Annotated in this window: 18 protein-coding genes and 1 riboswitch; of the genes, 2 read left to right on the forward strand and 16 right to left on the reverse strand. The window is 60.0% G+C overall.

What is annotated here, in order from left to right; all coding sequences use genetic code 11:
• Positions 1-119: 119 nt before the first annotated feature.
• From ACR0DE_RS08110 to cbiE, 9 genes are all read right to left on the reverse strand, one after another.
• On the reverse strand, positions 120-1,304 hold the full coding sequence (locus tag ACR0DE_RS08110) for a CaiB/BaiF CoA transferase family protein (protein ID WP_480752487.1): 1,185 nt from the start codon (positions 1,302-1,304) through the stop codon (positions 120-122).
• The gene (locus ACR0DE_RS08115; protein ID WP_480752489.1) at positions 1,291-2,910 is read right to left on the reverse strand and encodes a thiamine pyrophosphate-binding protein; all 1,620 of its coding nucleotides are present in this window, start codon (positions 2,908-2,910) and stop codon (positions 1,291-1,293) included. The genes ACR0DE_RS08110 and ACR0DE_RS08115 overlap by 14 nt, the downstream gene beginning before the upstream one ends.
• 79 nt (positions 2,911-2,989) lie before the next feature.
• Positions 2,990-3,454 carry a DUF302 domain-containing protein gene (locus ACR0DE_RS08120; protein WP_170391865.1) on the reverse strand — a complete coding sequence of 155 codons (465 nt, stop codon included), beginning with the start codon at positions 3,452-3,454 and terminating at the stop codon, positions 2,990-2,992.
• 76 nt (positions 3,455-3,530) lie between these two features.
• Positions 3,531-4,274 (reverse strand): precorrin-6A synthase (deacetylating), encoded by a 744-nt coding sequence (cobF, locus tag ACR0DE_RS08125; RefSeq protein WP_480752491.1) that lies wholly within the window; start codon positions 4,272-4,274, stop codon positions 3,531-3,533.
• Complete coding sequence (gene cobA / locus ACR0DE_RS08130) at positions 4,267-4,995, reverse strand: uroporphyrinogen-III C-methyltransferase (RefSeq protein WP_170512172.1); 729 nt, start codon at positions 4,993-4,995, stop codon at positions 4,267-4,269. Before cobA ends, cobF begins: the two co-directional genes overlap by 8 nt.
• Entirely contained in the window at positions 4,992-6,314 is a 1,323-nt protein-coding gene (locus tag ACR0DE_RS08135; RefSeq protein ID WP_480752494.1) for a cobyrinic acid a,c-diamide synthase CobB, read from the reverse strand. The genes cobA and ACR0DE_RS08135 overlap by 4 nt, the downstream gene beginning before the upstream one ends.
• On the reverse strand, positions 6,301-7,095 hold the full coding sequence (cobM, locus tag ACR0DE_RS08140; protein WP_480752496.1) for a precorrin-4 C(11)-methyltransferase: 795 nt from the start codon (positions 7,093-7,095) through the stop codon (positions 6,301-6,303). The genes ACR0DE_RS08135 and cobM overlap by 14 nt, the downstream gene beginning before the upstream one ends.
• Positions 7,092-7,460, reverse strand: coding sequence for a cobalamin biosynthesis protein (locus tag ACR0DE_RS08145; RefSeq protein WP_170401248.1), 369 nt, complete (start codon positions 7,458-7,460; stop codon positions 7,092-7,094). The genes cobM and ACR0DE_RS08145 overlap by 4 nt, the downstream gene beginning before the upstream one ends.
• Positions 7,457-8,656: a precorrin-6y C5,15-methyltransferase (decarboxylating) subunit CbiE gene (gene cbiE, locus ACR0DE_RS08150; protein WP_480752501.1), complete on the reverse strand. Its 1,200-nt coding sequence runs from the start codon at positions 8,654-8,656 to the stop codon at positions 7,457-7,459. The genes ACR0DE_RS08145 and cbiE overlap by 4 nt, the downstream gene beginning before the upstream one ends.
• On the opposite strand from cbiE, the gene ACR0DE_RS08155 reads away from it, so the two are divergent.
• Positions 8,655-9,386: a cobalt-precorrin-6A reductase gene (locus tag ACR0DE_RS08155; protein ID WP_170391851.1), complete on the forward strand. Its 732-nt coding sequence runs from the start codon at positions 8,655-8,657 to the stop codon at positions 9,384-9,386. The genes cbiE and ACR0DE_RS08155 overlap by 2 nt on opposite strands.
• Here ACR0DE_RS08155 and cobJ read toward each other — a convergent pair.
• Genes cobJ through ACR0DE_RS08190 form a run of 7 tightly spaced genes read right to left on the reverse strand, consistent with a single transcriptional unit; the run spans position 9,383 to position 17,347 of the window.
• Positions 9,383-10,141, reverse strand: a complete 759-nt coding sequence (cobJ, locus tag ACR0DE_RS08160; protein WP_480752504.1) for a precorrin-3B C(17)-methyltransferase — start codon at positions 10,139-10,141, stop codon at positions 9,383-9,385. The genes ACR0DE_RS08155 and cobJ overlap by 4 nt on opposite strands.
• Positions 10,138-10,866 carry a precorrin-2 C(20)-methyltransferase gene (locus ACR0DE_RS08165; protein WP_170401239.1) on the reverse strand — a complete coding sequence of 243 codons (729 nt, stop codon included), beginning with the start codon at positions 10,864-10,866 and terminating at the stop codon, positions 10,138-10,140. The genes cobJ and ACR0DE_RS08165 overlap by 4 nt, the downstream gene beginning before the upstream one ends.
• Complete coding sequence (locus ACR0DE_RS08170; RefSeq protein ID WP_170391845.1) at positions 10,863-11,492, reverse strand: precorrin-8X methylmutase; 630 nt, start codon at positions 11,490-11,492, stop codon at positions 10,863-10,865. The genes ACR0DE_RS08165 and ACR0DE_RS08170 overlap by 4 nt, the downstream gene beginning before the upstream one ends.
• Positions 11,492-12,619 carry a precorrin-3B synthase gene (gene cobG, locus ACR0DE_RS08175; RefSeq protein ID WP_480752511.1) on the reverse strand — a complete coding sequence of 376 codons (1,128 nt, stop codon included), beginning with the start codon at positions 12,617-12,619 and terminating at the stop codon, positions 11,492-11,494. The genes ACR0DE_RS08170 and cobG overlap by 1 nt, the downstream gene beginning before the upstream one ends.
• A complete protein-coding gene (gene cobN, locus ACR0DE_RS08180; RefSeq protein ID WP_480752513.1) occupies positions 12,616-15,909 on the reverse strand; it encodes a cobaltochelatase subunit CobN in 3,294 nt (1,097 codons plus the stop codon). The genes cobG and cobN overlap by 4 nt, the downstream gene beginning before the upstream one ends.
• Positions 15,910-15,914: 5 nt before the next feature.
• Positions 15,915-16,970, reverse strand: coding sequence for a cobalamin biosynthesis protein CobW (cobW, locus tag ACR0DE_RS08185; protein WP_170662098.1), 1,056 nt, complete (start codon positions 16,968-16,970; stop codon positions 15,915-15,917).
• Complete coding sequence (locus ACR0DE_RS08190) at positions 16,967-17,347, reverse strand: DUF1636 family protein (protein ID WP_170391837.1); 381 nt, start codon at positions 17,345-17,347, stop codon at positions 16,967-16,969. The genes cobW and ACR0DE_RS08190 overlap by 4 nt, the downstream gene beginning before the upstream one ends.
• An 85-nt stretch (positions 17,348-17,432) precedes the next feature.
• Positions 17,433-17,639: riboswitch (cobalamin riboswitch) on the reverse strand.
• Between the two features lie 105 nt (positions 17,640-17,744).
• Here ACR0DE_RS08190 and ACR0DE_RS08195 point away from each other — a divergent pair.
• Positions 17,745-18,731 carry an NAD(P)-dependent oxidoreductase gene (locus ACR0DE_RS08195; RefSeq protein WP_480752583.1) on the forward strand — a complete coding sequence of 329 codons (987 nt, stop codon included), beginning with the start codon at positions 17,745-17,747 and terminating at the stop codon, positions 18,729-18,731.
• The last annotated feature ends 81 nt before the right edge of the window (positions 18,732-18,812 follow it).

An 18,812-nucleotide genomic window follows, 5' to 3' on the forward strand; every position in this document is an offset into this window, starting at 1 on the left:
GTCGTAACAGTATCGACCCTGCTCTCGAATTGGTGAAATCCCGTGTGTGAGAAACGCGAAAAAAACCGCCGATTCAAGGGCATGTTTCAGCAACTTGCCGCCTAAACGGGCAGAGTGTTTCAATCTTCGAAGGGATTCTCCGCGTTCAGAACAGCCTGTGTGTCAGCCCCACAGACCGGTGGTGCGCTGCGATATGTTACAGGTGTGCGTGACAGGTTCAGGGGATTCCCGATCAGTTGCACCTCGCCAGGCTCAGCTTGCATCGAGATCTGCATCTGGCGGGCAGCGACCTGATCCGAGGCAAAAACCTGATCGAGCGTCCGCACCGGGCCAACAGGGACTTTCAGGTCTTCAAGCCCCGCGATAACGCTGCCTGTATCCAGCGCCTGAACTGCCGGGCGCAGGATCGCATTCAACGCATCCCTATTTTCAAGACGGGCCGGGTTGGTGGCAAATCGGGGATCGTCGGCAAGCTCTGGCTTTTCGATGAAGCTGCAAAATCTTTTGAACTGACTGTCATTTCCAACGGCCAGAATCACGTGCCCATCCGCCGTCTGATAGACCTCGTAAGGCACAATATTGGGATGCCCGTTGCCGCGCCGCTGAGGCACTTCGCCCGAGGTCAGATAATTCACGCCCTCATTTATCAGCCAAGCGATCTGTGCATCCACCAGCGCCAGATCGATCTGCTGACCCTCGCCAGTCATGTCGCGATGACGCAGCGCAGCCAGAATACCAACGCAGGCATACATACCACACATCACGTCAGCAATTCCGACGCCTACTTTCATCGGCGCGCCGTCGGCGTCTCCGGTCAGAGACATGATCCCGCCATATCCTTGCGCCATAAGATCATATCCGGGCTTCGATGAGTTTGGGCCTGTCTGCCCGTAGCCTGAGATCGAACAGTAGACGAGGTCAGGAAACTCATTGGACAAGGTTGCGTAGTCGAGCCCGTATTTCGCCAGTCCACCGGGTTTGAAATTCTCGATCAGAATATCAGCGTGCGAGGCTAGGCGTCGGACTTCTGCCTGTCCTTCGGGTGTTGCGATATCCAATGCGACCGATTTCTTGTTACGGTTGGAGGACATGAAATATGCGCTCAGGTCTGAGCGGTTGCCATCCGCATCCTCGGCGTAAGGAGGGCCCCATTGCCGCGTATCATCACCACCGGTCGCCGGGTTTTCGATTTTGATGACGGTAGCGCCAAGGTCGCCCAACAACTGCGTACAAGTGGGTCCTGCCAGAATGCGAGACAGGTCCAGTACCTTGACGCCTTTCAGCGGTCCTTCAGATGCGGCCATCATATCCTCCACGGTCAATTTCCGCAGCAATGACAGTGAACTTGTCTGCTTTCAACGCCTGATCCAATGCAGCCCGCAAATCGTCGCGGCTACGAACTGTGTGACCATAACCGCCGAATGCGCGGCCTAAAGCCGCAAAGTCATGGCGGTCAAAGTCCACTCCGCGATTGCCCATCTGGCGCTGGCGCTGTTTCAGTTCGATCAGCGCAAGGCTGGCATCGACAAAGACCAGAAAAGTTGGGTTGCCACCCAATTCGGCGGCAGTCGACAGCTCTCCGGCAACCATCAGAAAGCCGGCATCGCCAGAAAAGCTGATCACGGGGCGATCCGGTTCGGCCAATTTCAGACCGATCGCCATCGGAACGGCACACCCCATGGTGCAGAGCGCCGAGGACTGGATCAACCCTCGTGCCTCCGAACACTCCCACATCTGACTGAGCAGAATGCGATGCGCGCCGCTGTCGGCCGTGGCGAGGGTCTCGGGTGGCAGAACGGCACGAGTTTCTGCGATGATCGCCGCCGGTCCCCAGTCTTCATCTGTCGGAAAAGCATTCGCCAGCGCCGCCTTGACCTGTTCAGGCTCACCATTCGGCCAGGTCTTGCCGGCAGGGTTGCCCTTGGCAATGGCCTCAAGCGTTGCGCCGGTGTCGGCGACCAGATTTAGCCCAGCCTGATGCATGTAATGATCGTTCACCACGGCTGATATGTCGATCACGCGCTTGGTTTCTGGGTCCCATATCTCGCGCCAGCCGGGGCGCATCTCGATAGGGTCATATCCCAAACACAGTACCAGATCAGCCTGTTCCACCAGCGGGACTAGGTGCTTATCGGCCAGCGGAGACAAACCCGCCCCGCCCAGGCAGAGTGGATGATCCTCGGGCACCACCCCCTTGGCCTTGTAGGTGGTGAGAAAGGGAATGTTGAAATGCTCTAGAAATGCTCGCACCACACAGCGCGAGTCGTCGTAAAGAACATCAAGACCGATGATCGCCAAAGGTCGCTCAGCCTCGGCCACCCAGCGGCGGGCCTTTTCCAGACATTCCGCGCCAGGCGCGACAGGAGCAACTTTTGCCAGTCGACGACGTTTAACCCCTGATACGCGCGTATCGGCCACCGAGATAGGCACATCGATGTGTACCGGGCCGGGGCGCGCTTGGTTGGCAAGCGATACCGCCTTGTCGGCGATGATATCGGCCCCGTCGGCCGTCAGCATAAAGCTGCCTTTGGTGATCGAGCGATAGACTTGCGCGTGATCCATCACTTGATGGGTGTAGGTCAACGCCTCATCCGCGTCGACGCATCCGGTCAGCACGATCATCGGCACCCGATCCTGCAGGGCGTTGGCGACCACATTGATCCCGTTCATCGCTCCGGGCCCGAGTGTGGCCACGAGGATTGCAGGTGCACCATCGCGATGGTGGACCGCTTCGGCCATGAAACCTGCAGAGTTTTCGTGTTTTGCAAGGTGGAAAGCAATGCCCGCGCTTTCCAGCGCATCCACCAATGTCAGAACCTCGCCGCCGGGCATTCCGAACGCATGGCGGCATCCGGCCTCGAAAAGGCGTTGTGCCAACAAATCCGCAGCGCGGGGAGACAAGTCCTGCATTAATCAAGCTCCGACAAAGTTATCTGCCAGCAGATTGCGGAGGACGCGTCCGGACGCAAGCAGGTTCACGTCAGTGTGACTATTTGACGGCGTTTTCCGCTACGGCCTGAAACTTTGCGTCCAATTCTATGGCAATCTCGCGCAGAGCGTCTCCGCCCTCGTCTGCGTAAGGGGCAAAGACGAAGCTTGGTGTCTTGTAAGAAAGGGTTGCAGTGCCGTCCTCGTTCTCGGTTACGTAGAAGCGGATGGGCGCTTCGATCATCGCGTTGGTCGAGGTTTCAAGAACACGAACCGCGTAATCGTTGTTGAATGCGCCAATCACCCGGTTGCCCGGAATGCTGATACCGCGCGAGGCCGCCGCTTTGGTCGGCCCGGCCTGTGTCACAACGATCAGGCCGTTTTCCTTTACCGCGGCTTTTGTGTCATCCACGAGGGTCTCATAGCTTTTTCCGCTGGAGTAAACCGCCCATCCAGTAAGAGGTTCGATGCCGTTGGCCCAAGCAGGCATCGCCAGCAGGCAGATCGCAGCCCAAAGCGCCCTCATGTTCTTTCCCTTCCTGTTGACTGGGGAATTGATGACAGAAAAGCGCTGAAACGGGGCTCACAATCCTGTGCGCGCGTCAGGTCGCACGTTTCTTCAGCAGATAGATATCCATGATCCAGCCGTGATCAGAACGGGCCTGCGCGCGGGTATCCAGAATGTCTTGCGCCACATCCGCCAATGGGCCTTTGATCAGAATCTCTTCTTTCATGCCCACATATGCCCCCCACCAGATGTCATAATCGGTCATCTTCAGGCTCTGGAACGAGCATTCGCCATCCAGCATTACGGCCACTTTCGACGCCGTTTCAGGCCATCCATCATCGCGGATGCGACGGCCTGTGGTCACGACATAGGGCGCGCCCAGATCATTGATCGGGATCGCATGGGCTGCAGTCAATGCCTGTAACGCTGTGATTCCCGGCACAACCTGGACTCGCGGTTGCGGGTCCAGCCGCGCTGCAATTCTTAGCGAACTGTCATACAGCGACGGATCACCCCAGATCAGCAACGCCACCTTCTGCGCGTCCGGGTAGGCTGAAATCGCCTCGTGCCAGCGCAGGGCAATTGCGTCGTGCCATTCATCGACGCCTCGGAGATAACCGTCATCTGCCCGGCGTTTGGGAACGTCGAAATAGGCGATCCGTGCAGGTTTGTCGGTGACCTGCGTGATGATGTCTTCGCGCAAACCGGCCAGATCGGCTTTGTTCTCTCCTTTTCGCGGAATCAGGATCAGGTCCGCTGATCTGATCGCCTTCGCCCCCTGAAAGGTCAGGTGGTCGGGATTACCCGTGCCGATTCCGATCAGAATCAGTTCAAACATCTTCGAACTCTGCCAGCGGGCCATACAGGATCAGGGCCGGGGCGGTTCCAACCTCGGATCGCAGCTTGTCGGACAGGTCTCCGATTGTGGAGCGCTCCAAGGATTGCTCGGGAGTTGAAACAGATTCGGCCATCAAAGCAGGCGTGTCCAAAGGCAAGCCATGCGCGCTCAGGGCTTCGACCAGCAAGGGAAAAGTGCGCTTGCCCATAAATACGACCGTCGTCGCGCTAGCATCAGCCAGGGCGGGAAGGTTCAGATCGGTCGGCAATTTGCCACTTACGTCATGCCCGGTGACGAATTGAACACGACGTGCAGTCAGGCGTCGGGTCAGAGGAATACCAGCGGCAGCTGCCGCCGCGACGGCAGAGGGGATGCCGGGAATGATCTCATATTTGATGCCGGCTGCCTGCAACGCGACCAATTCTTCCTCCAGTCGACCGAACAATCCTCCATCACCGGATTTCAGGCGTACCACCTGCTGACCGGTCTGCGCATACTCCACCAACAATCGGCTGACGTGATCCTGCTTTGGCGAAGGGCGACCGGCGCGTTTGCCAACACCAACCAGATCAGCATCGTCACGCGCATGGGTCAGGATCGGGCCGCTGCTGAGATCATCAAACAGCACCGCATCGGCCTTCTGCATCCGGTCTACGGCCTTGAGCGTTAGTAGCTCCGGATCACCCGGACCGGAGCCAATGAAAGAGACAAAACCGGTCATGCCGAGGCCTCTGCAATAAGATGGAAAAATGTGCCGGTGACATTGCCACGTCGCGATCCTGTCTGAGGGCCTTCGGCCCCCTCGGCATCGAAGACTCGCGCAAGAGGAGCGTCAGGTTGTTCGATGATCGAGGAATAGTGGAACTCATGTCCGCGCAAGGCGGTACCCTTGGCAAAGCCAGGCATCGACGCCAAAAGTTCAGCCCTACGATAGCCAAGGTTGAATTTGCGCTTTTGGTATGAGGTTTGCAGACCCAACAACCCCGCCATCTGATGTGGCGCGCCTTCCTTGTCGACCAGAACTTCCCCCAATGCCATATAGCCCCCGCATTCACCATGCACGGGCCGCGTTTCCGCGTGTTTGCGCAGCCCCGTCAAGAAGGTATCTGCTGCCGCCAATGTTCCTGCGTGCAGCTCGGGATAGCCCCCCGGTAGCCAGACCAGTTCAGCGTCTGCAGTTGGCGCTTCGTTTGCCAGTGGGGAAAAGGGCAGTATTTCTGCACCGGCGCTGCGCCACCCTTCCAGCAGATGCGGGTAGGTAAATGAAAACGCTGCATCACGGGCCAGTGCGATCCGCTGCGCCGGGGGTCGCGGCAGCGCTGCTGACGATGGCCCAGCAGGGCCTGATGAGGCCGCCCGTTTGATCGCATCCAGATCGACATGTTCACGCAGGAATGCGGCATATCCGGCGATTGCCGTTTCCAGATCCGGATGCTCAACCGCCTGGATCAGGCCTAGATGTCTTTCGGGCAGAGTCAGATCACCTCGGCGCGGAAGAACGCCCAGAACCGGCAATCCAGCCCGTTCCATGCCCAGCCGCGTCAGCCGCTCATGTCTTGGGCTGGCACAGCGGTTCAGGATCACCCCGGCAAAAGGTAGATCGGGGTTATACATCCGAAAGCCAAGCGCGGTCGCCGCCGCCGATTGCGCCTGTCCTCCGACATCCAGGACCAGAACGACCGGCCATCCCATGCGCAGCGCCGTTTCAGCGCTCGACCCATGCCCCAGCTCTCCGGGTTTGGCGACACCATCAAACAGACCCATCGAGCCCTCGGCCACCACGATATCTGCTCCGGTTGCCTGCTCTGAGATCGCGGTTAGCAGTGGCTCTCCCATCGCCCAGCTATCCAGATTGAACGAGGCTCGGCCCGCTGCAGCGCGGTGAAACGCCGGATCTATATAGTCCGGCCCGCTTTTGAACGGTTGCACGGTCAAGCCGTCCTCGGCCAGCGCGCGGAGCAATCCCAGCATGACTGTGGTCTTGCCTGTACCCGACGACGGAGCGGAAATCAGTATTCCCGGTGGGTTAGTCATCACCATGGCTCCAGCTCGACCACGGACTGTCGGCGCTTTGAGGGCGATAGCGGCGGTCATATGTCTTGGAATACAGACAGCTTTCGTCAAACCCTTCACCTGCAAGCGCCGGACCAACCATGATCAGTGCGGTGCGCGAGATGCTGTTGTCCAGTGCCTCCTTCAACGTGGCAAGCGTTGCGCGGATGATCTTCTCATCCGGCCAACTAGCGCGGTAGACCACGGCGACCGGGCAGTCTGCCCCATAGGCAGGTGTCAGGTCGGCGATGACGTTATCCAGATTTCCGATCGAAAGGTGGATAGCCAAAGTCGCACCTGTTTTAGCGAAGTTTTTCAGTGTCTCGCCTTCCGGCATCGAAGACGCACGCCCGGGCGTGCGGGTCAAGACCACTGATTGCGCCAGACCGGGCAGTGTCAGCTCGGTCCCGAGCGCTGCAGCCGCAGCCGCAAACGAGGGTACACCGGGCGTGACGCTGACCGGGACACCCATCTCTTTCAGACGTCTGATTTGCTCACCCATCGCCGACCAGACCGAGAGGTCCCCGGAATGCAGCCGCGCCACGTCCTGTCCAGCTTTATGCGCTGCTTCGATTTCGGCCATGATCTGATCCAGATCCATGGGTGCGGTGTTTACGATCTTCGCGCCTTCGGGGCAGTGGCCTAGAATTTCCTCGGGTACCAATGAACCCGCATAGAGGCACACCGGGCAGGAGGCGATGATATCGCGCCCGCGCAGGGTCAGCAGGTCGGCGGCGCCCGGTCCGGCGCCGATGAAATGAACGGTCATGTCTGTCCTCCGATGGCGACGGCGCAGGTTGCAAGCCGGTCGTCCGAGATTTGTCTGGGTGAAATCAGCCGCGCGCCATGTCCGGCGGCAGCAAGAGCGGATGCTTCGGCCACGCTGCCGGTGCCATATGTGGCGCGACTGCGGGTTGAGCAAGTAAGTGTGCGTTGTTCGGCAAGATCATTTGCCGGAATGAAATGTATCGGCAGCTCAGTTGCTTCTGCAAGCGCGGCAAGTGCGGCGTGTCCGTCCTTGTCCGCAACGGTCGCAAGGGCATCGACAGTTTTTCCTGTCGAGGCAAGCTCGAAAGCGGCACGAAGACTGGCCAGCGTAGCAGAGGATGAGAAACCTAACCCCGCGACGATCATAACGTGAGGCTCCACTGCACCACTGGGTAGGCAGATTTCCAGCCTCGCCGTGGACCAAGCGCAGCTGCCTGCGCCAGTTCGATGCGCAGCAGGTCTCCGCCGAGCTTGTCGTGCCATTCAGCTAGTAACGCTTCGCTTTCCAATGTCACCGCGTTGGCGATCAGCCGCGTGCCGGCCTGAAGATTAGCGTGTAGCCAGTTCAGCAGATCCGCACTCAGACCGCCACCGATGAACACCACATCGGGTCGGTCAAGATCAGCCAACGACTCTGGTGCAGAACCGTGCACAACGCACAACCGATCCTGCCCTAACGTATTGGCATTGCGGCGAATGCGTTCGGCCCGATCAGCACGCGGCTCGATAGTCGTTGCAGTTAGCGTCGGATCGCACATCAGCCATTCGATGCTGATCGAACCGGTGCCGCCGCCAATATCCCACAGATGCTCACCCCGCTGAGGGGCAAGCGCCGACAGGGTTAGCGCGCGAATGGGGCGCTTGGTGATCTGGCCGTCGGTTTCAAAGATGTCATCGGGCTTTCCCGAGGCTTTGGGAAAGGCACGCCCAGTACCCGCGACATCAAGACCGACACAAACCGGATGTTCGAAGGTTCCAAGCAACGCCTCGGTCAGCGACACGCTGCGCGCGCGTTCACGGGGGCCACCGAGCGCTTCCATGACGTGCAGAGTACAATCCGCAAAATCGGTTTTGCCCAGATAGGTCGCAAGCTCGGCTACGGCTTTGCCGTCGCGCAGCAAGAGAATCGCGCGCAGGCCGGGTGCCAAGTGAGGGCGAAGGCGCGTCAGAGGCGCGGCATGTAGCCCGAAGGTCAACGTGTTTTCAAGCGGCCAACCAAGCCGCGCAGCAGCAAGCGAAAAGGTCGACTGGCCGGGTAGGGCGATCCATTCGTTCGTTTCGAAATTACGCGCGATAACGGACCCGGCCCCGAACCAGAACGGATCACCCGAGGCCAGCACAACGGTTTGCCGACCGCGCAATGCGGTCAGAATTGGCAGGCCATCGGCAAATGGGACCGGCCATTCAATCCGTTCCGCCGCGCTGTCTGGGATCAACGACAGGTGGCGTGTCGGACCCATGACAATCTCAGCGCGGTCCAGCACTTGACGGCTTGCAGGGGACAGGCCATCCAGTCCATCTTCGCCCAAACCCAGAACGGTCAACCACGGAGTTTCAGACATGCCCAACCTCCTGATTCTTGGTGGCACGACCGAGGCGAATGCTCTGGCAAAATCGGTTGCCGATCAAGGCATTCCCGCTACATATTCCTACGCTGGACGTGTCGATAACCCGCGCTCGCAACCCGTGCCGATGCGCGTGGGCGGGTTTGGTGGTGCAGCGGGACTGGCGCGGTACATTCACGAGCACGGCGTCAGCCATGTTGTCGATGCGACTCATCCCTTTGCGGCACAGATGAGCCGAAATGCGGTGGAAGCCTGTGCGGGGGGCGCAACGCCCTTGGCCGCTTTGACGCGACCTGCTTGGGTCGCGCAAGACGGGGACAACTGGCAGCACGTACCGGATATTGAAGGTGCGGTTGAAGCTCTGGCCGGTCCAGCCCGCCGCGTCTTCCTGGCAGTTGGCCGCATGCATCTTCATGACTTCGCAGCCCAACCTCAGCATCACTATCTTTTGCGGCTTGTAGACGATCCGGACGCATTGCCGCTTCCGAAAAGCGATGTGATCGTTTCGCGGGGCCCGTTTTCTGTTGAAGAGGACCGGGCCTTGATGGAACGTCACCATACGCAATTGATTGTATCCAAGAATGCGGGTGGCACCGGCGCGCGGGCCAAACTGGATGCCGCCAGGGCGCTGGGCTTGCCGGTTCTGATGATAGACCGTCCGACCCTGCCGAAGCGGACCGAGTTGGCAAATGTCACGCAGGTCTTGGACTGGCTGGCGCATACTTAATCCTTGGCCAGCGTGAATCTCGGGGTGTAGACGATCGGGGCGCTGTTGCGCTCGACTATGCGGGTCAGGGACGAGCCGACGATGACGACGGTCTGCATGTCCGCCATATCTGCCGTGGCTTCTTCCAGAGTTGAAATCCGCAAAGCCTCATCCTCGCGGGATACAGCGCGTGCGAACAGGATCAGGCGTTCCGGCTCACATTCCTCCCGCAGGATTTCCAGCGTTTTTTCAAACCCTTCCGGTCGAGACTTCGAGCGAGGGTTATAGAACGCCATGGCGAAATCGCCCTGCGCGGCAAGTCGGAGGCGCTTTTCGATCAGTGGCCATGGCTTCAGGTTGTCGCTCAGGTTGATGGCGCAGAAATCATGCCCTAACGGCGCCCCAGCGCGGGCCGAAGCCGCCAGCATCGCAGTGATCCCCGGCAGCACGTCGATCTGTATGTCACGCCAGTCTTTCGGCCCGTTTTCAAGCGCTTCAAACACCGCAGCGGCCATTGCAAACACGCCGGGATCCCCTGACGAGACTACAACGACGCGTTTACCGCCGGCCGCCATTTGCAAAGCGTGCCGAGAGCGGTCGATCTCGACCCGGTTATCGCTGGCGTGCAGGGTCAACCCCTCTCGCTCGGCCACCCGAGCAACATAAGGGATGTAACCAACCACGTCCGTCGCTTCTGCCAGCGCGGCAGTGACTTCGGGAGTGACCAGTGCTTCGTTTCCAGGCCCAAGGCCAGCGATCTTGACCCAACCGCTCATGGTCGGCGTCCCTGTCCATGAACCAGTATGATTGAGAAATAGGGCGTGATTCCTTCGCAATTATCAGACAGTTTGCAGACCCGTTGGTTCGGCATCTGAGCGTATTCGACGATCCACGCGCGGTCATACAGCCCGGCCTGTTTCAGCGCGCGCTTTACCTTGTCGAAGTTCCGCCCGATCTTCATGACAACCAGCGCGTCGGTCTGGGTCATGCGTTCAGTCAGAGTATCCTCGGGCAAGGTTCCAACAAGAACCGTGAGGACATCGTCGCCCCAAGTTATCGGGTCACCGGTTGCGGTCCAGGCGCCGGACATGCCGGTTATGGCAGGTACGACTTCGACTTCAGATATGTCTCGTAGTCGATTGTAAAGGTGCATAAATGATCCATAGAAGAACGGATCGCCTTCGCACAGGACCACTACATCCTCACCATTTTCGGTAAGCGACTTCAGATGTGCGGCACAGTCTTCGTAAAACACCGAAAGGAGTTCATTATACCTTGGATCCGTCACCGGGATTTCGGTGGTTACCGGGTACTCCATTGGAAACTCGATGGCGTCGCCGGGGATCATTCCATTGACGATCTTGCGGGCCTGACCTGTGCGGCCAGGTTTGCGAAAAAACGCCACATGGCGGGCATTGCGCAGCAGGCGGTCCGCACGGACACTCATCAGGTCCGGATCGCCGGGGCCGAGGCCCACGCCGTATATTTTACCCCCGCTCATTCCGTGCGGCTCGCGATAGCATTGATGGCAGCAACTGTGATCGCACTGCCTCCCAAACGGCCTTTGACGATGCAGGAGGGTACGGGCTGCGCTTCCCACAAGGCATCCTTGGACTCGACCGCTCCGACGAAGCCCACCGGGCAGCCGATAATGGCAGCGGGGCGTGGGCAGTCGGGATCTTCCAACATGTTCAGCAGGTGGAAAAGCGCGGTAGGGGCGTTACCGATCGCGACCAGTGCTCCTTCCAGATGCGGACGCCACAGCTCTAGCGCGGCGGCAGAGCGCGTGTTGCTCATTTCGGCAGCCAGAGGGCGCACGCGCTCGTCATGCAGGGTGCAGATCACTTCGTTATCAGCGGGCAGGCGAAAGCGGGTGACGCCTTCGCTGACCATGCGGGCATCACACAGGATCGGCGCGCCATTTTCCAGCGCGGAACGCGCTGCCGAGACAAAACCGTCCGAGAAATGGACGAACTCTTCCAGCCCGACCATCCCTGCGGCGTGGATCATCCGAACGGCGACCTGTTCTTCATCGGCATCGAACCGGGCCAGATCAGCCTCGGATCGGATGGTGGCAAAGCTCTGCTTGTAGATCGCCGCGCCGTCGGTTTCGTATTCATAGGGCATCAGGTGAAGTCCATGGTCATGAGTGTTTCTTCGGTCAGGCCGCGTTGGCAGGGCTCATCCCCCGCACGGCCTTGTTTGACAAGGTCAAATCGTCCGGAATTGCCAACCAAAGTGACATCGGCCGGACCCATTCGGGCGCATCCCTTGGCGCAGCCCGATACATGCAGGCTGCCTGCAACGCGCGCGGCCAGGGCGCGCGCCACACCGCGGGTTTCGACCTGCGCCTGCGGGCAGTATGGCGCGCCGGGGCAGGCGTCGGTTGTTCTCAGCGGGTCGGTGCCATCTGTGACAAAGTCAAGGGCGGGTATCGCCGCCCCGCCTTCCAACAGGAACAGCCGCCATGGTGTGACCCGCAGGGCAGTGGCGTTGCTGTTTTCGATCAGCAAATGGAGTTGCCGCGCCGGTAGCTGCCCAAAGGCAGCGCCATAGAGTGTCCCCTGCACGCAGGCTCCCGGTTGAAGAGGCACGCCAATGGGGCCGGGCGCGCTGCCTTGCCACTCGTTGGGCAAACCATATGTGGCAACGGTCCGCGCCATGCGGCGGGTCTCGGTTGTGTGGGTTTGCGCAAACCACTTCGCCAACGCGATCACTTGGTCGATGGCTTGAGCTTCCGACACCACTCGCCCGGTTTCGGCCCCGTCCGCGCGCAGGATCAGGCTGCCCGAACCGAGTTCAAGCCGGATATCCGCCGAGTCATCGGCCAATAAACGCTCGGAACCTGTGTCGATGGCAAAGCCGAACTTGGCAGGTAAATCCGGAAGCTCGGCCAGACGCTGGATCAATTCCTGTGTCAGCCGAGCGGTCAGATCACCGGCTTCATAGAGTGGCGAGACCAGAATGTTGCGGCGAATTTCGATTCCGGGTTCGGCGTCCAGCAGGTTCAGCGAGGAAAGCGCGGCCAACAAGGATTGATGGTCGGTTTCCTTTGCTCCACGCAGCTGAAGGTTGGCGCGGTTGGTAAGGTCGATCGTGCCATTGCCGAACCGTTCCGCCAATTCGCACAGCCCTATCGCCTGTTGGGCATCCAGGCGCGCCAGCCGAGGGCGCACACGCACGACCAGCCCATCACCGGACATCATCGGGCGATGGGCACCGGGGCACCAGCCCTGCACGATGGGCGCACTCATCCCAACCCCTCCAGGTCGGCGCGGATCGAGTTCCGGCGGGTATGCCATAGCCCTGCCTCCAGCAGTGCCCGGAACCGATCCTGCATGGCCTGATGTGCTTGCGGGTTTGCCTGTTGCAGGAAGGCGTCGACCTCTTCATTGCCCAGCGTGGCGTCGTGGTACAGATCGAACAGATGCGGTGCGACTGTGCCGGACAGATGCGCGAAAGATGCCATATGATCCAGCGTCGCCGCGATTTCAGCGGCACCCCGAAACCCGTGCCGCTGCATTCCGGCAATCCAGCCCGGGTTGGCGGCGCGGGCATAGACGACGCGGCTGATTTCCTCGGGCAGGGTACGGGCGCGCGGGTTGTCCGGGTTGGTATTGTCCAGATGATAGAGCTGTGCGGTACCGCCGGTGATTTTCTTGGCGGCGGCAAATCCGGCCTCGTGCGTGGCATAGTCGTTGGCCAGCAGCAGATCGGTTTCGGTCAGGTCCTGTAGGTGCACAAAGCTGTCGGCATTGGCGACGCGCTGAGAGATGCCGTCCTTATCTTGCGCTATATGCTCGCCTTCCAAAGCGAAGGAACTGGCATCAAGCCAAGCCTCACCCGCTTGCACGCGTGCCTCATCCGTATAGGTTACGGACAGATGAGTCATGTTCAGACCATAGCTGCCGGGGGCTGGCCCATAGACCCGCGCCGCAGGCTCCTGACCGGCGTAAGGATTCCAGTCGGGTGCTTCATCTCGTTTGGTCAATGCGCGGACAGCCTGACCGTACAGCGCTGAAAGCGTCGGGAACACGTCCCGAAACAGTCCAGAGACGCGCAGTGTTACGTCCAGACGCGGGCGGCTGAGATCGGTGATCGGCAACACTTCGATGCCCGAGACCCGCTCAGACCCTTTATCCCAAACCGGCTTCACCCCCAGCAGATGCAGCGCCATGGCGAATTCCTCGCCCGCTGTGCGCATAGTGGCCGAACCCCATAGATCGACGATCAAGCCCTTGGGGTAGTCGCCTTCTTCCTGCAGATGCCGCCGAACCAGCTCTTCGGCGAGCTTGACGCCTTGTGTATAGGCCGCGCGCGTGGGAACCGAGCGCGGGTCGGTCGTATATAGATTCCGCCCGGTCGGCAAAACATCCGTACGCCCGCGATAGGGGGATCCGGACGGCCCGGCCTCGATCCGTTTGCCCGCTAAAGCGTCAAGCAGGGCAGAGCGTTCAGCTTGGGCTGAGGGGGCAGCGTCGAAATTGCCCGTCTCATCGGGGACGCGCCCATAGATATGCAGCCCATCACCGAACTGGCTTTCCTTGATGTCGCAGACAAATCGGTCAATGCGCGTGATCGCCTCGGCGGTACAGGTGGCCTGATCGAGGCCAAGATCGCTTTCCAGCCCGATCGCCTGCGCCTCGTCCCGGATATCTTCCTGCAGGCGATCGCGGCGTTTGGGGTCTAGCCCGTCCGCGTTCGAGAACTCGTCCAACAGCGATTCCAGCCGCACCATGCGATCTGGTGTGCCGCTTTCCTTCATCGGGGGTGGGATATGGCCCAACGTAACCGCCCCGATCCGACGCTTGGCCTGCGCGGCCTCGCCGGGGTCGTTGACTATGAAGGGGTAGATCACCGGCAGATCGCCGATTAACGCCTCGGGCCAACATTCGTTGCACAAGGCGACTGATTTTCCCGGCAACCATTCCAGCGTGCCATGCGCGCCGATATGGATCAGCGCATCCGCGCCCAATCCTTTGCGCAGCCACAAGTAAAAGGCGACGTAGGCGTGGCGCGGTGTGCGCGACAGATCGTGATAGTCGTCATCGCGCAGTTCGGGTGTGCCGCGCTCGGGCTGCAGCGCGATCAGAGCCTTTCCGCGACGCAGCGCAGTGAAGTGGAATGCGCCGTTTGTGAAAGCAGGGTCGTCTTCGGGAGTGCCCCAAACCTTATTGAGATCGGCGCGGAGTGTTTCCGGTAGCGCCGCCAGCGCCGCCTGATAATCCTCTAGCGGCCATGAAATCCGGGCATCAAGAAGAGTTTCAGCAATTGGCTCGGCAGGCGCGGTGTCATACCCGTCGCCTTGCAGGTCGAGCAACATTGCCTCGGCCGAGGCCAGCGCATCCAGACCCACTGCATGTGCCATCTGCCAGTCTTTGCCGGGATAGGTCGATAGTACCAGCGCCGGAACCTGCTCCGCTCTGGGTTTGTCGTGAAGGTTCAGCCAGCCGGAGATGCGGTTGATGATGGCTTCGATCCGTTCGGGTTCAGCCCGATGAGCGAAGCGAGAATATTCGAGATGCGGGTCGCGTTTGCCCGGCTCTTTGAAGGATACGATGCCCGCGTTGATCCGCCCGTCCACTTCCGGAAGGACCACATGCATGGCAAGATCAGCTGGTGAAAGGCCACGTTCCGCTTCGGCCCACGCTTTGCGGCGTGAGGTGGCCAGCGCCACCTGAAAGACCGGCACCTCTGCCACATCGAGAGGTGAGGTGCCTGATGCGCCCTTGCCTGAGAATGAGGTGGCGTTGACGATCGCCGAAGGCTTCAGCGCCACAATAGTCTCGCTCAGCCAATCGGCGGCATTTGGTGCTTTGAGCGACGGGGCAAACAGGCCGACGGCCTCAAAACCTCGCGCGCGCAAGCTGCGGATCAGCGCTGCGATTGGGGCTGTGTCCGCCGAGGTCAGATAAGCACGATAGAAGGTTACGATGATACGTTTCGCATCACCGGGCAGAGCGTTTTCTGCAGGGATCACGCCGTGATCTGGGCACCAGGCACCGCATTCGGGGATGGTCTTGGCGCCCATGACCGGACCTGCATACAACCCCGCAGCCAGTGCCATCTGCGCCAGAGCGGCCTGCGCCGCGACCTCACCGCCGGTGTCGCACAGATGCGCCAGCCGCCGCAGGGTCGAGACAGGCAGGGTAGAGTAATCATCCAGCCGCGTATCCTCGCGACCGTCTGCGGGCAGTACGGCCAGTGCAATCCCTTTGGCCTGCGCCAGCGCCAGAACCTGCTGCAAGCCGTAGGCCCAATAGGGCACTCCACCGATCAGACGGATCAGGATGCCCTTTGCGCCCTCCAGTGTCTGCTCGACATAGGTGTCGACTGAGAGGGGATGCTTCAGCGCCGTCAGATTGGCCAGCCGCATCGTTGGCATGCGTCCTTCAGGCCCACCTCCACGATGCCATCCCGCCGCGAAAGCGCCAAGGTCACTGTCGGAAAAGGACAGCACCACCAAATCCGCCGGGCTCTGGCCCAGATCGGTCGGGGTCTCGGTTTCTTCGAGCCCATGGCTTTCGCGGAAGACGACGTGCATAGGTCTTACTCGGCAGCCTCGGTTACACCCACGAGGATATCCCGGATCTCGGCCTCTTTGATATCGTCATGCTCGGCAATGACCACAAGGCGCGAGCGACGGTCTTCGCCGGGCTCCCACGGGCGGTCATATTGGTGACGTACGCGCGCACCGACGGCCTGAACCAGTAGGCGCATGGGCTTGCCCTGAACGGCGGCATAGCCTTTGACGCGCAGGATATTCAACTCGTTGGCCAATCGTTCAATCTTGGCGACCAGATCAATCGGATCGGTTTGCTCGGGCAGTTCAACGATGATGCTTTCGAAATCGTCATGCTCGTGATCGTGATGGCCGTCGTGATGGCTGGGACGCGCGTCCATGTCATCCTCGGCCGCGGCTTCTAGACCCAGCACGACGCGGACGTCCACGGCACCCTCAGCCACTTCGACTACGGGCAGGGGGCGGGGCGCTTCGGCGGCGATGATCTCTTTCGCTTTCGCAACGCCTTCCGGGCCAGCCAGATCGGGCTTGGTCAGCAGAATGATGTCGGCGCAGGAAATCTGATCCTCGAACACCTCGGACAAGGGAGTTTCATGATCAATCGAGTCATCTGCCATGCGTTGCGCATCCACCGCCTCGACATTCGGAGCAAACCGACCAGCGGCCACAGCCTCGGCATCGGCCAGAGCAATCACGCCATCGACGGTGATTTTCGAGCGGATATCGGGCCAGTCGAACGCCTTCAGCAGGGGTTTTGGCAGGGCAAGACCGGAGGTTTCGATCAGGATGTGATCGGGGCGCGGCTCTAGTGCCATCAGGGCTTCAATGGTCGGGATGAAATCATCGGCCACGGTGCAGCAGATGCAACCATTGGCCAGTTCCATGATGTTTTCTGCGGGGCAATCAGGAATGGCGCAGGACTTCAGGATATCGCCATCGACGCCGACATCGCCGAATTCGTTGACGACCACCGCCAGACGCTTGCCCTGCGGGTTCTGCATCAGGTGTCGCACCAAAGTGGTTTTGCCCGAGCCCAAAAAGCCGGTGATCACAGTGACGGGGAGTTTCTCAAGATTGCTCATTTCAGGGCTCCAATCGGGGGAATGCGGGCCGCACAGTTTTTGCGGAAATGTTCAGGACGTTCACGCCATTTGACCAAACCGTCCTCGGTGGCGAGGTATTTGGCTGCGCCTTCGACGATGGTTTCAACATGGTCGATCTCGTTCAGATGCTCATACACGAAAGTCCAGCGATCCGGTCCTCCGCGTAGCACGATCGAGCAGCCTTCATCGCAATTCGACAGGCATTCCACAGCTTTCAATGTAATGCCTTCGGGCAGGCCCGCCTGTTCAAGCGCCTTGTGCAGCAACGTGCCGGGGCGCTGGGCGTCATCCTCGACAGGCAGCCCACGACGGCAGGTAGTGCAAACCAGCAGTTCGACCGGTGCGGTCTCGGTCATGTCTCTCATCCCCCCAAATCCTCTTCGTGGGGGACGGGGTTTCATGCGGGCCGATCACAGCCCCACACCGGAACACCCCGTCCGGTTTCATCTTCGGGCGTTGGCAGGTCTCCCGGCTTGCGGATGTCAGAGGAGGCCTCTGTCGGATGTCCCGCCTTCCCGGCCATACTGCCAGTGGCTTTGGGCACCCTCTCCGGTCACGGTCGCGGGGGCGGCTGCGTTTGACGGCAAAAACCGCTGACGCATTCCCTTTTCATCTGCTCTCGCAGACACCAACGAAAGGGACATGCGGCAGGGCAGGGTTGCTTGTCAAGCGAGTCGCGCCGATCCGTGAAAAAGCGGATAAAAAGCGACCTGTCGGGGTCGCTGGGCGGCATGATACTTCTGCAACGACGTGCTGGCATGGCAGCAAGATGCGAACAGGAGGATACCGCGCATGAAGGTAGGGTTTATCGGGCTGGGGAATGTAGGGGGCAAGCTATCTGGATCGCTGCTACGAAACGGTATCGATCTGACGGTTCATGACCTGAGCCCGGATCTGGTGACCGAATTCGTCGCCAAAGGTGCCAAAGCCGCCGAAAGTCCGGCGCAGCTGATGCGTGATTGCGATGCGGTGATAACCTGTTTGCCTTCTCCTGCGGCCTCGGATGCGGTGATGCAGGAAATGTTGCCAGAGGTCGGCCCTGGCAAAATCTGGATGGAAATGTCGACCACCGACGAAGCCGAAGTCAAACGCCTTGGCGCAATGGTCATCGAACGAGGCGGCGCAGCGGTGGATTGCCCGGTTTCGGGCGGATGTCACCGGGCAGCGACGGGTAATATCTCGATCTTCGCAGGCTGTGATCGTGAGACTTTTGAACGTATCCTGCCATTCCTGACCACCATGGGGCGGCGCATTTTGCACACGGGCGATCTGGGCTCGGCCTCTGTTCTAAAGGTGTTGACCAATTATCTGGCTACCGCCAACCTGATCACCTGCGCCGAGGCATTGGTGACAGCCAAGGCCGCCGGCATGGACCTTGGAACCACCTATGAGGCGATCAAGATATCGTCAGGCACATCCTTCGTGCACGAGACCGAAAGTCAGGTCATCCTGAACGGCTCGCGCGATATTTCCTTCACCATGGACCTGGTGAAAAAAGATATCGGTCTGTTTCAGGAGGTCGCCGACCGTGCCGGAGTTCCCCTTGAGATAAACCCATTGATGATCAAGATTTTCGAAGATGGCATCGCGCGATATGGTGAGCGTGAACTGTCCCCGAACATCATCAGGCGGCTAGAGGACGCGACCGGACTGGAGATCCAAGCGCCAGGGTTCCCAACCGAGATGCTGGACGACGAGCCAGAAGAACCGGGTTATGAGGTGATCCCGCAGAATCGGTAGATCGATTAATCGGCAAGCATTGCGGCTGTCTGGCGACCTGGTTGGACAAAATTCTGGTGCTATTCTAAATAGGTCGACAGG

This window comes from Ruegeria sp. C10 (genome assembly GCF_056537805.1).

Coding starts and splice junctions, on each gene's coding strand:
- ACR0DE_RS08190 (WP_170391837.1), bottom strand. CDS start 17,347: ATGACCGAGACCGCACCGGTCGAACTGCTGGTTTGCACTACCTGCCGT.
- ACR0DE_RS08110 (WP_480752487.1), bottom strand. CDS start 1,304: ATGGCCGCATCTGAAGGACCGCTGAAAGGCGTCAAGGTACTGGACCTG.
- cobF (WP_480752491.1), bottom strand. CDS start 4,274: ATGTTTGAACTGATTCTGATCGGAATCGGCACGGGTAATCCCGACCAC.
- cobM (WP_480752496.1), bottom strand. CDS start 7,095: ATGACCGTTCATTTCATCGGCGCCGGACCGGGCGCCGCCGACCTGCTG.
- ACR0DE_RS08165 (WP_170401239.1), bottom strand. CDS start 10,866: ATGAGCGGGGGTAAAATATACGGCGTGGGCCTCGGCCCCGGCGATCCG.
- cobN (WP_480752513.1), bottom strand. CDS start 15,909: ATGCACGTCGTCTTCCGCGAAAGCCATGGGCTCGAAGAAACCGAGACC.
- cobA (WP_170512172.1), bottom strand. CDS start 4,995: ATGACCGGTTTTGTCTCTTTCATTGGCTCCGGTCCGGGTGATCCGGAG.
- cbiE (WP_480752501.1), bottom strand. CDS start 8,656: ATGTCTGAAACTCCGTGGTTGACCGTTCTGGGTTTGGGCGAAGATGGA.
- cobW (WP_170662098.1), bottom strand. CDS start 16,970: ATGAGCAATCTTGAGAAACTCCCCGTCACTGTGATCACCGGCTTTTTG.
- cobG (WP_480752511.1), bottom strand. CDS start 12,619: ATGAGTGCGCCCATCGTGCAGGGCTGGTGCCCCGGTGCCCATCGCCCG.
- ACR0DE_RS08170 (WP_170391845.1), bottom strand. CDS start 11,492: ATGCCCTATGAATACGAAACCGACGGCGCGGCGATCTACAAGCAGAGC.
- ACR0DE_RS08145 (WP_170401248.1), bottom strand. CDS start 7,460: ATGATCGTCGCGGGGTTAGGTTTCTCATCCTCTGCTACGCTGGCCAGT.
- ACR0DE_RS08120 (WP_170391865.1), bottom strand. CDS start 3,454: ATGAGGGCGCTTTGGGCTGCGATCTGCCTGCTGGCGATGCCTGCTTGG.
- cobJ (WP_480752504.1), bottom strand. CDS start 10,141: ATGAGCGGTTGGGTCAAGATCGCTGGCCTTGGGCCTGGAAACGAAGCA.
- ACR0DE_RS08155 (WP_170391851.1), top strand. CDS start 8,655: ATGCCCAACCTCCTGATTCTTGGTGGCACGACCGAGGCGAATGCTCTG.
- ACR0DE_RS08135 (WP_480752494.1), bottom strand. CDS start 6,314: ATGGTGATGACTAACCCACCGGGAATACTGATTTCCGCTCCGTCGTCG.
- ACR0DE_RS08115 (WP_480752489.1), bottom strand. CDS start 2,910: ATGCAGGACTTGTCTCCCCGCGCTGCGGATTTGTTGGCACAACGCCTT.